Here is a 12,950-nt window from a genome sequence, read left to right on the forward strand (position 1 = left end):
AGACCTAGCCGATGGCTAGGTCTTAGATTGTTGACTAACGTATTATTCTACAACACCTTGACTCTTCAGGTACTCATCATAAGTACCTTTAAAATCAATCACTTTATCTTCTTTGATTTCTAAGATACGACTTGCTAATGAGCTGACGAATTCACGGTCATGTGAAACGAAAATCAAAGTCCCTTTATATAGCTCAAGCGCTAAGTTAAGAGACTCAATTGATTCCATATCCAAGTGGTTAGTAGGTTCATCCATAATCAAAATATTTGGTTGCTGCATCATCAGCTTACCAAATAACATGCGCCCTTGCTCACCACCAGACAGTACGGAAACTTTTTTCTTAATATCATCTTGAGAGAATAACAAACGCCCTAAAATACTACGAACGGCTTGCTCATCATCACCTTCATTTTTCCACTGGCTCATCCAGTCGAAGACATTCAGATCGGTTTCAAAATCTTCTGCATGATCTTGCGCATAATACCCAATAGTGCTGTTTTCAGACCATTTCACTGTGCCGCTTTTTAGTGGTAATTCACCCACCAGCGTTTTCAAAAATGTCGTTTTACCGATACCGTTAGCACCGATCACCGCCATTTTTTCGCCAACTTCTAGCAGTAGGTTAAGATCTTTAAACAGCGGCGCTTGATCATAACCATTCGTAACTCCCTCTAGTTCCAATGCATTACGGAACAGTTTTTTCTCTTGTTCAAAACGAATAAATGGGTTTTGACGGCTTGAAGCTTTCACTTCATCAAGCTGAATTTTATCAATTTGACGCGCACGAGAAGTCGCTTGTTTTGATTTTGATGCGTTTGCACTGAAACGGCTAACAAATGACTGTAATTCAGCAATTTGCGCTTTCTTCTTCGCGTTATCTGCGAGCAGACGCTCTCTTGCTTGCGTCGCCGCAATCATATACTCATCATAATTACCCGGGAACAGGCGCAATTCACCGTAATCTAAATCGGCCATGTGCGTACACACGGTATTGAGGAAGTGCCTATCATGGGAAATAATGATCATGGTGCAGTTACGTTCATTGAGAACTTGCTCTAACCAACGGATCGTATCAATATCAAGGTTGTTCGTTGGCTCATCAAGCAACAAAATATCTGGATCAGAGAACAGTGCTTGCGCCAATAGAACACGCAATTTCCAACCCGGAGCGACTTCGCTCATCGGGCCATAATGTTGCTCAACAGGGATCCCAACACCTAATAGTAATTCACCGGCACGAGCTTCGGCACTGTAGCCATCCATTTCACCATAAGCGACTTCAAGATCGGCGACACGGTAACCATCTTCTTCACTCATTTCAGGAAGTGCGTATATGCGGTCGCGCTCTTGCTTCACATTCCATAGCTCGGTATGCCCCATGATCACAGTATCCAATACGGTGTATTCTTCGAAAGCAAACTGATCCTGACGCAACTTACCAAGGCGTTCATTAGGATCAGTAGTATTGACATTACCCGAAGTTGGCGTGAGATCTCCGCCTAAAATCTTCATAAATGTTGATTTACCGGCGCCATTTGCACCGATCAATCCGTAACGGTTCCCTGTCCCGAATTTAACTGAAATATTTTCAAACAGTGGCTTACTGCCAAACTGCATAGTGATATTGTTTGTCTGTAACACTTCTATGCCTTTAAGTTTACGATGTCGAGATACCCCACCAAATAGCGGCGCATTATGCCACAATCAGACGATGAGATCTTGTGCTGTTTATGCAGCCCCTAGTAATAACCTCGGCACTTTGCGGTATATACTCGTCATGCTTCAAATTGTAGGAGGTTGGCAGGCCATACAGTTTATCTCTGCTGCTCCACCTATCTACATTTGTCGTCTACCTACACCATGCATTATTTAGAGTATAGATGCCATGTAAATGGCTATTGTATGGAGATTGAAATGATGAATATTTTTACAATGGTGGCTTAATCGATATTAAGCCACACTCCGATTTGTTAATCTAATTTAATACCCATTGTACGCGTAATTTCTGTAAGACCTTCTCTTTCATAAAATTTTATGGCTTGATGGTTTTGCGCTAGCACAGAAAGTTCTAAATGGCTCAAATTATTATCTTTAGCCCAAATCTTCATTTGCTCAATAAATTGGTGCCCTATTTTTTGTCCTCTTAATTCAGGTGAAACGACGAGATCAAAAATATAAGCAAAATCACGAGCAACCATACAATTATATGGATCTGCCGATTGTCTTTGTGCAAAACAAAAGCCTTTAACTTCTCCCTTATATTCAGCAACTAACAAATTAAACTTGTCATCTGTAATCGCATTTTCTACGAATTCAGTCGCTTGCTTAGCTGGCTGTAATCTTTCCGGATCAAGTGCTGCCATTTCTGAAAATAACAATTCATACAAAGAAAGCACGGCTTCTAGATCTTGTTTAACTGCACATCGGATCATGCAAACCTCATTTATCATAAGTTTTTACTGATGGTGCAACATAAGATTCAAAACGCTCTATCAATGCTGCTGGTGAAGTTTCAACAATCGCCATATGACGATATTTTTCCTGTAAAAAAGCTTCATCAGCCATTTTATTCGTCATATCGATCAGGGGCTGCCAATAATCATTAATATTAAATAGTCCGCAAGGTTTGGTATGTAGACCAATTTGGCTCCATGTAAACACCTCACTGAACTCTTCAAGCGTGCCATAGCCACCAGGTAAAGCAACAAAACCATCAGCTAATTCAATCATTTTGCTTTTACGTTGATGCATTGTTTCTACTTTATACAATTCAGTTAAATTTTTATGGGAAATTTCACGTTCTTCCAAAAGCGATGGGATCACCCCAATAGCTTTGCCTCCAAGTGATAAAATTGTGTCTGCAACTGTCCCCATAATGCCAACACTCGCACCACCATAAACTAATGTGATATCACGTCTGACCATTTCTTCAGCAAATTGGATGGCCTGCTGCTTATATATTTCACTCGCTCCCATGCTTGAACCACAATACACTGCAATACTATTAATTTTTCTCATTTTTTCCTCGTTGTTATAGTGTTTTTTTAACGGAAAATAATTATACGTCACATCCTGATAAGCTCAACATTCGAAATTGAGGCCATTCCATATAGCCTCCTTTCTAGTCAATGACATTCAATATGAGTCTTAGAAAAAATCATGTTTTATTGTGCTCTATATTTTGTAAACACATATTAACTAGAGCTAATTTATGCGATAATCATAGTAATGCCGTGCCAACTTTCGGTATTCACCAAATATTATGCATTTTATTTCTTAGTAGATTATTTATTCAAAAGTGACGAGTCTTTTTACTGGTCTATACTCTAAATAATTCGACTACTGCATTTGATATGTGACAAGTATATTACGTATTTCTGGGGTTTAATTATATCATGTCTGCCGACACCAAAAAGAGCGCGTTTCCCTTATTACCTGTAGGGTTGCTGTTACTCGCAATGACGTCAATTCAGGGTGGTGCCTCTCTGGCAAAAACACTTTTTCCCGTTATCGGAGCTCCCGGTGTAACTGGACTGCGCCTATTACTTGCTACCATTATTTTGTTTATTATTTTTAAGCCTTGGCGTTTAAAATTTAGACGTAGCTCCCTTGTTCCTCTATTAACTTATGGTATCTCATTAGGCACCATGAATTATCTGTTCTATTTGTCACTTGAACGGATCCCTCTAGGAATAGCCGTAGCATTGGAATTTACTGGCCCCTTAGCCGTCGCGATGTTTTCATCACGCAGACCAATTGACTTTCTGTGGATCGCTTTAGTTATTGTTGGATTATTATTTTTATTGCCTATTAGAGGTGATATCGGTGAATTAGATCTTGTGGGTGCACTCTATGCTCTCGGCGCGGGTGTGTGTTGGGGAATTTATATTATTTTCGGCCAACGTGCTGGCGCCGGCTATGGTGCCGCAACCGTGGCAATAGGCTCTTTTATTTCGGCCATGATATTTTTCCCTATAGGGTTAATGCAAACCGGTGTTGAAGCCATGTTTGACCCTGCCATACTCCCTTTAGCGCTCGCAGTTGCTATTCTTTCTACTGCATTCCCCTATACACTGGAAATGATCGCCTTAACACGCCTTCCAGCAAAAACATTCGGTACATTAATGAGCCTTGAACCTTGTATGGGAGCATTTATGGGAATTATTTTCCTTCAAGAACATTTAACTGCAACTCAATGGTTAGCATTATTATGTATTGTTTGTGCTTCAATTGGTTCAACATCTACAGCACGACCTAAAACAAAAATAGAAAAAGTTTCTTAAATCAGCAAAATAAAAAAATATAGAATTAAGGTTAATATTTTCATTAACCTTAATTTCTTGTAAAGTTTATTTCATATTGTTGAAATATTAGCTCATTAAAACTATCCTATATTTAAATAACATTTAATTAATTTTTTCTTAATATCGAATATGCCTATTAAAGTAATAGAATATTCCATTATGACAATTTAAATTCATTTCGTTATATTAGTTAACAGAAACAGAGATTAACTAAATAATTTAATTATAAGAGGATAAATTATGAGTACAGCTAAACTAGTTACCGCACCTCAAACAAACCTTTTATATACACGTAATGACGTTGAAGATAGCGTTAAATTAGAAACTATTGATATGTTAAACGTGATGGTCGTGCATTTTACCGACCTATCGTTGATGACCAAACAAGCTCACTGGAACATGCGTGGCCGTAACTTTATCGCTGTTCATGAAATGCTTGATGGCTTTCGTAGCAGCTTAGTAGAGCATCTTGATGAATTTGCTGAACGCGCAGTTCAACTAGGCGGTGTTGCAATTGGTACTACTCAGCAAGTCAATAAGTTTACTTCACTGGAAGCTTACCCAATTGATATACATGATGTTCAGGATCACCTCAAAGCGTTAGCTGATCGCTATGCCGTTGTTGCGAATGATATTCGTAAGGCAATTGATGAAGTGGAAGATGAAGACAGTGCAGATATGTTTACTGCCGCATCTCGTGATCTCGATAAGTTCTTATGGTTCTTAGAAGCAAATATTGAGTAATGTCGTTAAAAATAGTCAACCTCGATTGACCCTTTAGGGCTCCATAAAAAGGAGCCCTAGGTTGTTGACGAAGCGGGGCAAAAGCGTGGTTTTTCCCCGCTTCGTGTTATTAGCTGAAAATCAATAAATTGATTTTCCTCGTTGATTTCAAAAACCTTAACGACTGCCGCCAAACAGAATACGTTTGTCAGCAGTCTGAGGGCTCCATAAAAAGGAGCCCTTATTTTTTATCGCTACTATTTGGCATTACAGGCCTTTCAATAGGAAAAACAGGTAATGAGTTAAGTAATCGCTTACCATAATTTTTAGTGATTAAGCGTTTGTCATAAATAATAATTTCGCCATAACACTCATGGCTGCGGATCAAACGCCCTGCTTGCTGAATAAGATTAAAAGATGCACTAGGTAAGCTTTGTACCTCAAATGGATAACGTTTTAGTGACTTCAACCACTCTCCCTCCGTAATAATCACAGGATTGGTCACAGGTGGAAAAGCAATTTTATGAATATGTACCTGAGTTAGATATTCACCTTTTAAATCAAGCCCTTCAGCAAAAGACTGCAAACCGATTAATGCGCTGACTAAGCCTTTATTAATCCGCTCACAATGGGTTTCTACCAAACGATACCGTGGTTGATCGCCTTGCACTAATAGTTGCAAACGCAAATCTTTCACATGTTCTAAAAAGCCCTCCATCGCTCTCTGGCTGCTGAATAACACCAACATTCCACGATGAGTCTCTTTTTCCAATTCATTGCGAAAATAAGTTGCCATTTCAGCTAAATGTTCCGCTTCATTGGCCATTGTTGGCTCATTGACCATTTGTGGAATAATCAGCTTCCCTTGCTCAATGTGATTAAAAGGGGATGATAAAGTGACAAACCTGTCATCACTTTTCTCTGACAAGCCACTCAATTCTTGGAAACGTGAATAACTATTGAGCGAACGCAATGTCGCCGAAGTGATCACGATATGCGGTACATTACGCCATAAAAGCTGCTGTAACTGCTCACTAACTCGGATCCCTGCGCAATGCATAAATAAACGCGACTGATTTTTTTCATAACGGCGGCTAAGCCATTTAGAAACAGGCGCTCCTGATGTTTGATCTAGAGCTGCTAAACGCCACAGCTTAGCCATATTTTCAAAATACCCCATTGCCCTGCTGGTCAACAAAATAGAACGATGTAAACGCACAATATCCTGTTTCGCTGTCTGTTCTGTTAAATCATTTAAAATAGACTCAGCGAGTCCCTTGAGTGCATCAGTTAATTTAAACAGATCCTGACAACATAGCTGCATGGCTTCAGGTAATTGCCCCATCGGAAATAAGTACTCACTTTCTTTCGATGTTTCTGGCAACAATGCTTGGGTAAGTAATGAGAAGTCACGAAATGCAGCTCTTAATTTTTCTGCATGTTGTTGTAGTCGTTCTGGATTTGCCAATTTTGGCGGCTTAGCTGGCCTAAACTGAGCAACATATTGCCCAACATGATGGATAAAGTTATCCACTTGTGCAGTGAGTTGAACTAAAGTAATTTCCCCCTCCACCTCTAACGCATCCCTCGCAACATCAGGGACATGATGACCTTCATCAAGCACTAAAAGCAGTTTTTTGGGTTCAGGCAATACCGACTCACTTTCCATTGCCGCCATCACTAAAGCATGGTTAGCGACAACCACATCAGCATCTTCAATTTCACGGCGGGCAATAAAAAATGGACAACGCTGATAAAATTGGCAATTGCGCCCTAAGCAATTCATTTTATCTGTGCTTACTTTGCGCCATAAACTATCACTGAAAGAACGTTTATGATGATCTCGTAAACCATCCCACGCAAAGCTATGAAAATCATTACGCAGCTGTTGGCATTGTGCCCTTTCCTCACTATTCGCAATCTCAGCTTTATCTTCAACCAATAGCATTAAGTCTATTTGCTCACCTTCAGCTGCACAAATAGCTTCAAGATTTCTAGGGCACACATAGCGTGCACGGCCAAATGCCCCTGTAAATTTAAGATCCGGAATAATTTTACTGAGTAGTGGCAAATCCTTACTAAAAATTTGATCTTGTAACGCAACGTTAGCCGTACTCACAACTAATGTTTTGCCTTCTTCACGGGCAACGGCAATCCCTGGGATCAAATAAGACAACGTTTTTCCTACGCCAGTAGGCGCTTCAATAACTAGATGGCGCCCCTCTTCATCCGCTAAGTTTTTTGCAACTTCTGCTATCATCTGGCGCTGAGGAGCGCGGGAAACGAACCCGTCAATTTGTAATGATAACCCTTTGTACCATTGAGTTATGTGTTCTTTGATTTTGTTTGACAGGGACATAGGACTCGCTGTTATTTAAATAAAAAATGCAGGCATGCTATCTATCAAGCTACGACTCGATGTGGAAAAACAACTGATACCACTCACGTGTACGCGTCATTCAGCGTTTTAATGATTTACTTTTCAAATGGTTTTCACATATAGCATAAGCCAAGTAGGCCAATAGGTAGCAATTTACAATGATGTCATTGCAAAGCGTTTCGCAAAAACTACTGTTTAAAAAACCATTATGCCACAAAATTGGGAACAGGTTGGCAAATTAGCAACTGTTGTGCACAAAAAAGAGTATTTAACTTGTCTGCAACAAACATCAGGTTATACTTTAACTCTGTTTTTTACTTAAGCTATAGATAGGCTAGAAAAATGAAAATGGTTGTTATCGCACTTTTTGCGCTCTGTGCATTCGGTTCTGTTGGCGGAATTGTCTTAGCGGGTATGAATATTTATACACGCTCAACCACACCTATTGAGCAAAACCAGTCACAGCAACCCTCAATTTTGCCATCAGTGGGGCAGGCCCAATAATATTAAATCAGGATGAAGACTATTTATGTATGACGCTCACTTCGTTACCCCTAAATGGTTACATGACCATTTATCAGATCCTAACCTTATCGTACTAGATGCTTCATCTCCTCCACCCACTGCACCATATGATTGCCGGCAGCGTTGGCGAGAAGAGCACATTCCAACAGCCCAGTTCTTCAATCAAGACGAAGTCGCTGACACAAGTATTGATTTACCGCATATGCTGCCTGATGCAGACACCTTTAACCATGCAGTCAGCAATATGGGCATTGGCAACAATAGCCAAGTCATCATCTACGCTCAAAACAATTTATTTTCTGCACCGCGAGCATGGTGGACATTTACCACGATGGGTCATAAAAATGTGAAAATTCTTGCAGGTGGTATTGAGGCATGGAAGGCTGCTGGTTTTGCCACTGAATCAGGGGAAGTTACACCTCCACCAGCACAAAATTATACAGCTAACCGCCACGATGCAAATGTATTGAATCAAACCCAAGTACTTGAGTTAGTTAAACAAGGACAAGTGCAAATTATTGATGCACGCGCTGCCGCACGTTTCTTGGCACAAGCACCTGAACCACGTCCAGGCTTACGAATGGGACATATCCCAAACAGTAAAAACATGCCTTGGGATCTCTTAGTTGAAAATGGCGAATTTAAATCCCCTGAGCAACTGAAAGCCCTATTTACTGAACAAGGTATTGATATTCATGCCCCTTCAGTCACAACATGTGGTTCTGGAATGACAGCGGCGGTCGTTCTTATGGCATTAACATTACTTGGTAATACACATGTTAGGTTATATGACGGTTCATGGGCTGAATGGGGTCAAGATAACGGGTTGCCTATCGAAGCGTAAGCAAAATAATTAATCATCCCTTTATATATTCAGGATGCAGCTAAGCGACAAGCGAGGATAGACGAGGAGCATAGATAAACTCTGTAATTCGCTAAGCGTAGTCAATAACCCTGCATCTTCAAATATAACGTGTATAACAGGTTCAACAAAAGGGATGATATTAATAGAGCAAGTTATTTCAGATTCAGTTTCGATTCGAAATAAAAACTAATGATATCGCTATTTAATTTGCATAAACGCTGCGGCGATATTTTTTTTAATATTATTAAAACCGACTTAATTGATAGACATACAAAAGATACCGTCATTAATACAACATCATTCACTTTGAACAATATTACAGCCTTGTATATAAGAACATATTAAATTCTCCTAAAAAATAAACCACAGCATAACTGTGGTTTATAAGGGAATTTATTTTGTCTGACAATGACAACTCTATTATTTAGCAAAAATACCAGCTAAAAATAACACCACAATGGCACCGATTACTGCAACAACAAAACTACCAAAGTTGAAGCCATCTACCCTACCTTTACCAAAGAATGTACTGATGTAACCACCTACAACAGCACCGACAATCCCAAGGACAGTTGTCATCACAAAACCGATCTGGTAGGTTCCGGGCATGATCCATTTAGCCAATATACCTGCAATAAGACCAAATATAATCCAAGAAATAACCCCCATCATAGACCTCCATACGTAATTGAATCAGGTAAAATAGAGCTTAACTCAATTAAATTGCCATACGATGACATTCGACTTAAACCCAATTTTAATCACTTAAAAGTAAATTAACAGTTTAAGTAAAGATCTAATACGCTATTTTGGCAACTAAAAATCCATTGTTTGCCTAAAAAACAATCATCTCACTTAATTATTTACTTCTTTTTCGATGATCTCAGCTATCTCACTGGCACGCTTTAAAGCGCGAATATGCGAAAATAGCTCATCAGCCTGTCTATATTCTTTACGTAAATAACCTAACCACTGCTTAATACGTGCAGCATGGTAGTGCCCTGTATCACCTAGTTTTTCAAGCTCTGTATATTTTAAAAGCAACTGACCAACTTGCTCCCAAGCCATTTTAGGCTGATTTTCTTTTACGACATAGCTAAGGTTTGGTGTATTGAGAGCGCCACGTCCGATCATAATTGCATCACAGCCAGTGATATCTAGACAACGTTGTGCACTTTCGTGATCCCAAATTTCACCATTAGCGATCACAGGGATTGAAAGGCGGCGACGAATATCACCAATCGCCTGCCAGTTAATTCTTTCTGCTCGATAACCATCTTCTTTAGTTCGCCCATGTACCGTCAACTCGCTAGCGCCTGCTTGCTGTACGGCATCGGCAATTTCATGGCAAAATTGGCTATCATCCCAACCTAACCTAATTTTCACCGAAACCGGTAACTCTTTTGGGACAGCTTCTCGCATAGCTTTTGCTGCTCGATAGATAAGGTCGGGCTGCTTTAAGAGGGTCGCACCACCACCATGGCCATTCACTGTTTTAGAAGGGCACCCACAATTGAGATCAACGCCCCAAGAGCCTAACTCAACCGCACGATTGGCATTTTCAGCCAACCATTGCGGATGCTGCCCTAGCAGCTGTACCCGTACTAAAGTACCCGATGGCGTCCTGCTACCATGGCGCAATTCAGGGCAAAGTCGATAGAACGTTTTAGCTGGTAGTAACGTATCAACAACCCGTACAAACTCCGTAATACAGAGGTCATAGTTATTGACCTCACTGAGTAGAGTTCGAACTAATGAATCAAGAACCCCTTCCATGGGGGCAAGCAAAACACGCATTAACCTTCACCGTGACTCTGACGCACTTTCTTTTGTGCGCTTTTCCATGGAGACGCCGCGGCTGGTTTGCCTTTTGCTGCATTAGCTCGTTCACGGCGTGGCTTTCCTGTACCTTTTTCTTGATTTGAGCGGGAACTACGTTTCTCCCCACTACCACGTCGATCATTATTTCGTTGAGGCCCTTTTTGAATTGGCTCAGGCTTAATTGATGGGTCAGGTTCATAACCATCAATTGCCATAACGGGAATTGATTTCTTCAATAACTTTTCAATATCTTTTAACAGTTTAAGTTCATCCACACAAACCAGAGAAATCGCTTTACCTGTCGCCTCTGCTCGCCCGGTACGACCGATACGATGAACATAATCTTCTGCCACATTGGGTAGCTCAAAATTGACGACATAAGGCAATTGTTCAATATCCAGACCGCGAGCGGCAATATCCGTTGCAACTAACACACGAATATCACCTGATTTGAAATCAGCTAATGCACGAGTTCGCGCACCTTGGCTTTTATTACCATGAATAGCTGCTGCTTTGACGCCATCTTTATTTAAGTGCTCAGCAAGGCGATTCGCGCCATGTTTGGTTCTGGTAAAGACGAGCACTTGCTGCCAGTTTTCACGACCAATCATATGCGACAATAATTCAGCTTTACGTTTTTTATCAACATGATGTACATATTGAGTCACTTGCTCAGAGGCTGAATTACGTGGAGCAACTTCAATCGTTACTGGGTTATTCAATAATTTGTTAGCCAACTGTTTAATGTCATCTGAAAAAGTGGCAGAAAATAGTAAATTTTGACGTTTTTTTGGTAATTTATTAATCACTCGACGAATATCATGAATAAAACCCATATCCAACATACGGTCTGCTTCATCAAGGACAAACACTTCAACTTGCGATAAATCCACCGCATTTTGATGTTCTAAATCGAGTAAACGGCCCGGTGTTGCGATCAGGATATCTACCCCACCACGCAGTTTCATCATTTGTGGGTTAATACTCACACCACCAAATACCACAAATGAACGTACTCTTAAGTGGCGGCTATATTCTTTAACATTTTCAGCAACCTGTGCAGCAAGTTCACGGGTTGGTGTTAAAATTAATGCGCGAATAGGTTTTCTGTCTTTCCCTACTCGTGGAGTAGAAATTAATTTTTGTAAAATAGGTAAAGTAAAACCCGCTGTTTTACCCGTTCCTGTTTGTGCACTCGCTAAAAGGTCATTACCTGCAAGCACGGCAGGGATTGCCTGCTGCTGAATTGGCGTAGGGGCTTCATAACCTAGCTCGTTTATTGCAAGCAGGATTTCCTCGTTTAACGCGAGGTCAGAAAAAGTAGTCAAATTAAATTGCTCCAGACTTCACCCCTCTGAATAATCAGAGGCAGTTCGAGGGGAAGGATCATATCAGAGAAGAAAAAGTGCAAACTGCCGTGCTATTGCTAAAAATTCTAACATTATTTAAGCCTAATAAGTATATTAATTTAGTTTAGAAAATAAATTAATATAAAATCACCTCAATATAGTATATATAACTATTAGACGCTAGAAGCTATCGTTTTCTGTCACCGATTTACGTTAAAAGCCGTGTAGAGCTAGTTAAGGTGACATTTAATTTTGACTGTTAAGGAACCTGCATGATCATAAACACACCATCAACAAATCGAGGAGAACACGCCAGAGAGCAGTTGTTATACGCAGCTGCTGATGTCTATGGTGAATTAGGTTTAGACGGAGCAACCACCAGAAAAATTGCTCAAGTATCGGGTCAAAACATCGCTGCCATTTCCTATTACTTTGGGTCAAAAGAAGGGCTGTATTTAGCGGTAGCCCAATTAATTGCTGACACGGTAAAAGAGAATTTTTGCCAAACATTAACGGAGATTGATGCCTATCTTGAACTGACCTCCCCTGATCCCGATGAAGCAATCAAGCTGCTACAAAAAACCCTAGTCGGATATAACTATTTTCAACTGGAGAAAAAAAACCTGAGTTTCACACGGATCCTTTCAAGGGAACAACTCAATCCTACTGAAGCTTATACCATTATTCATGAACAAGCCCTTGGCCCTATTTATACAAAACTCAATAGGCTTATCGCTATTTATATAGGGTCTGATCCTAATAACTTAACCACATTAATACAAACTCATGCTATTTTGGGGGAAACCCTATCTTTTCGCATTGCGAGAGAAACCCTTCTACGACAAACTGGTTGGAAACACATTAATGAGGATGAATACAAAATCATTAATCAAGTACTTATCGAGCACACCAATATTTTATTAGAAGGATTGCGTCATCGCAAAGAAGCTGAAAAGTGATATGATTAATCTATAAAAAATGAT

The 12,950-nt window shown here is 40.1% G+C and carries 12 protein-coding genes; 5 read left to right on the plus strand and 7 right to left on the minus strand.

The annotated features are described in order from the left end of the window. Positions 1-42: 42 nt before the first annotated feature. The 3 genes from JI723_RS14720 to JI723_RS14730 form a co-directional block, all read right to left on the minus strand. On the minus strand, positions 43-1,617 hold the full coding sequence (locus tag JI723_RS14720; RefSeq protein ID WP_420704856.1) for an ABC-F family ATPase: 1,575 nt from the start codon (positions 1,615-1,617) through the stop codon (positions 43-45). A 353-nt stretch (positions 1,618-1,970) separates the two neighbouring features. Continuing rightward, positions 1,971-2,432 carry a GNAT family N-acetyltransferase gene (locus JI723_RS14725; RefSeq protein WP_272581056.1) on the minus strand — a complete coding sequence of 154 codons (462 nt, stop codon included), beginning with the start codon at positions 2,430-2,432 and terminating at the stop codon, positions 1,971-1,973. 7 nt (positions 2,433-2,439) lie between these two features. Beyond that, positions 2,440-3,018: an LOG family protein gene (locus JI723_RS14730; RefSeq protein ID WP_272581057.1), complete on the minus strand. Its 579-nt coding sequence runs from the start codon at positions 3,016-3,018 to the stop codon at positions 2,440-2,442. A 377-nt stretch (positions 3,019-3,395) separates the two neighbouring features. Between JI723_RS14730 and rhtA the strand changes: the two genes are divergently transcribed. Together rhtA and dps are read left to right on the plus strand one after the other, a co-directional pair. Then, positions 3,396-4,283: a threonine/homoserine exporter RhtA gene (rhtA, locus tag JI723_RS14735; RefSeq protein ID WP_070924981.1), complete on the plus strand. Its 888-nt coding sequence runs from the start codon at positions 3,396-3,398 to the stop codon at positions 4,281-4,283. A gap of 261 nt (positions 4,284-4,544) precedes the next feature. Further along, a complete protein-coding gene (dps, locus tag JI723_RS14740; RefSeq protein ID WP_070924982.1) occupies positions 4,545-5,048 on the plus strand; it encodes a DNA starvation/stationary phase protection protein Dps in 504 nt (167 codons plus the stop codon). A 220-nt stretch (positions 5,049-5,268) separates the two neighbouring features. Here dps and dinG read toward each other — a convergent pair whose 3' ends face one another. After that, positions 5,269-7,386 (minus strand): ATP-dependent DNA helicase DinG, encoded by a 2,118-nt coding sequence (dinG, locus tag JI723_RS14745; RefSeq protein ID WP_319068743.1) that lies wholly within the window; start codon positions 7,384-7,386, stop codon positions 5,269-5,271. Between the two features lie 363 nt (positions 7,387-7,749). Between dinG and JI723_RS14750 the strand changes: the two genes are divergently transcribed. After that, entirely contained in the window at positions 7,750-7,911 is a 162-nt protein-coding gene (locus JI723_RS14750) for a hypothetical protein (RefSeq protein ID WP_175442435.1), read from the plus strand. Between the two features lie 25 nt (positions 7,912-7,936). Beyond that, positions 7,937-8,776 carry a 3-mercaptopyruvate sulfurtransferase gene (gene sseA, locus JI723_RS14755; protein ID WP_272581059.1) on the plus strand — a complete coding sequence of 280 codons (840 nt, stop codon included), beginning with the start codon at positions 7,937-7,939 and terminating at the stop codon, positions 8,774-8,776. A 441-nt stretch (positions 8,777-9,217) separates the two neighbouring features. Here sseA and JI723_RS14760 read toward each other — a convergent pair whose 3' ends face one another. The 3 genes from JI723_RS14760 to rhlE all read right to left on the minus strand — a co-directional run bounded on the left by JI723_RS14760 (position 9,218) and on the right by rhlE (position 11,946). Next, a complete protein-coding gene (locus JI723_RS14760) occupies positions 9,218-9,466 on the minus strand; it encodes a GlsB/YeaQ/YmgE family stress response membrane protein (RefSeq protein WP_070924984.1) in 249 nt (82 codons plus the stop codon). 186 nt (positions 9,467-9,652) lie between these two features. Continuing rightward, positions 9,653-10,594: a tRNA dihydrouridine(16) synthase DusC gene (gene dusC, locus JI723_RS14765; protein ID WP_070924985.1), complete on the minus strand. Its 942-nt coding sequence runs from the start codon at positions 10,592-10,594 to the stop codon at positions 9,653-9,655. After that, positions 10,594-11,946, minus strand: coding sequence for an ATP-dependent RNA helicase RhlE (gene rhlE, locus JI723_RS14770; protein WP_140186352.1), 1,353 nt, complete (start codon positions 11,944-11,946; stop codon positions 10,594-10,596). Before rhlE ends, dusC begins: the two co-directional genes overlap by 1 nt. Positions 11,947-12,239: 293 nt before the next feature. On the opposite strand from rhlE, the gene JI723_RS14775 reads away from it, so the two are divergent. Next, positions 12,240-12,926, plus strand: coding sequence for a CerR family C-terminal domain-containing protein (locus tag JI723_RS14775; RefSeq protein WP_140180628.1), 687 nt, complete (start codon positions 12,240-12,242; stop codon positions 12,924-12,926). The last annotated feature ends 24 nt before the right edge of the window (positions 12,927-12,950 follow it).

The organism is Providencia manganoxydans (genome assembly GCF_016618195.1).
GTDB lineage: Bacteria > Pseudomonadota > Gammaproteobacteria > Enterobacterales > Enterobacteriaceae > Providencia > Providencia manganoxydans.

Bases quoted from the DNA above. Each gene is read 5' to 3' on its own strand.
- JI723_RS14725 (WP_272581056.1), bottom strand. From the start codon at position 2,432: ATGATCCGATGTGCAGTTAAACAAGATCTAGAAGCCGTGCTTTCTTTG.
- JI723_RS14720 (WP_420704856.1), bottom strand. From the start codon at position 1,617: ATGCAGTTTGGCAGTAAGCCACTGTTTGAAAATATTTCAGTTAAATTC.
- dinG (WP_319068743.1), bottom strand. From the start codon at position 7,386: ATGTCCCTGTCAAACAAAATCAAAGAACACATAACTCAATGGTACAAA.
- JI723_RS14760 (WP_070924984.1), bottom strand. From the start codon at position 9,466: ATGGGGGTTATTTCTTGGATTATATTTGGTCTTATTGCAGGTATATTG.
- JI723_RS14750 (WP_175442435.1), top strand. From the start codon at position 7,750: ATGAAAATGGTTGTTATCGCACTTTTTGCGCTCTGTGCATTCGGTTCT.
- rhtA (WP_070924981.1), top strand. From the start codon at position 3,396: ATGTCTGCCGACACCAAAAAGAGCGCGTTTCCCTTATTACCTGTAGGG.
- JI723_RS14730 (WP_272581057.1), bottom strand. From the start codon at position 3,018: ATGAGAAAAATTAATAGTATTGCAGTGTATTGTGGTTCAAGCATGGGA.
- dps (WP_070924982.1), top strand. From the start codon at position 4,545: ATGAGTACAGCTAAACTAGTTACCGCACCTCAAACAAACCTTTTATAT.
- sseA (WP_272581059.1), top strand. From the start codon at position 7,937: ATGTATGACGCTCACTTCGTTACCCCTAAATGGTTACATGACCATTTA.
- JI723_RS14775 (WP_140180628.1), top strand. From the start codon at position 12,240: ATGATCATAAACACACCATCAACAAATCGAGGAGAACACGCCAGAGAG.
- dusC (WP_070924985.1), bottom strand. From the start codon at position 10,594: ATGCGTGTTTTGCTTGCCCCCATGGAAGGGGTTCTTGATTCATTAGTT.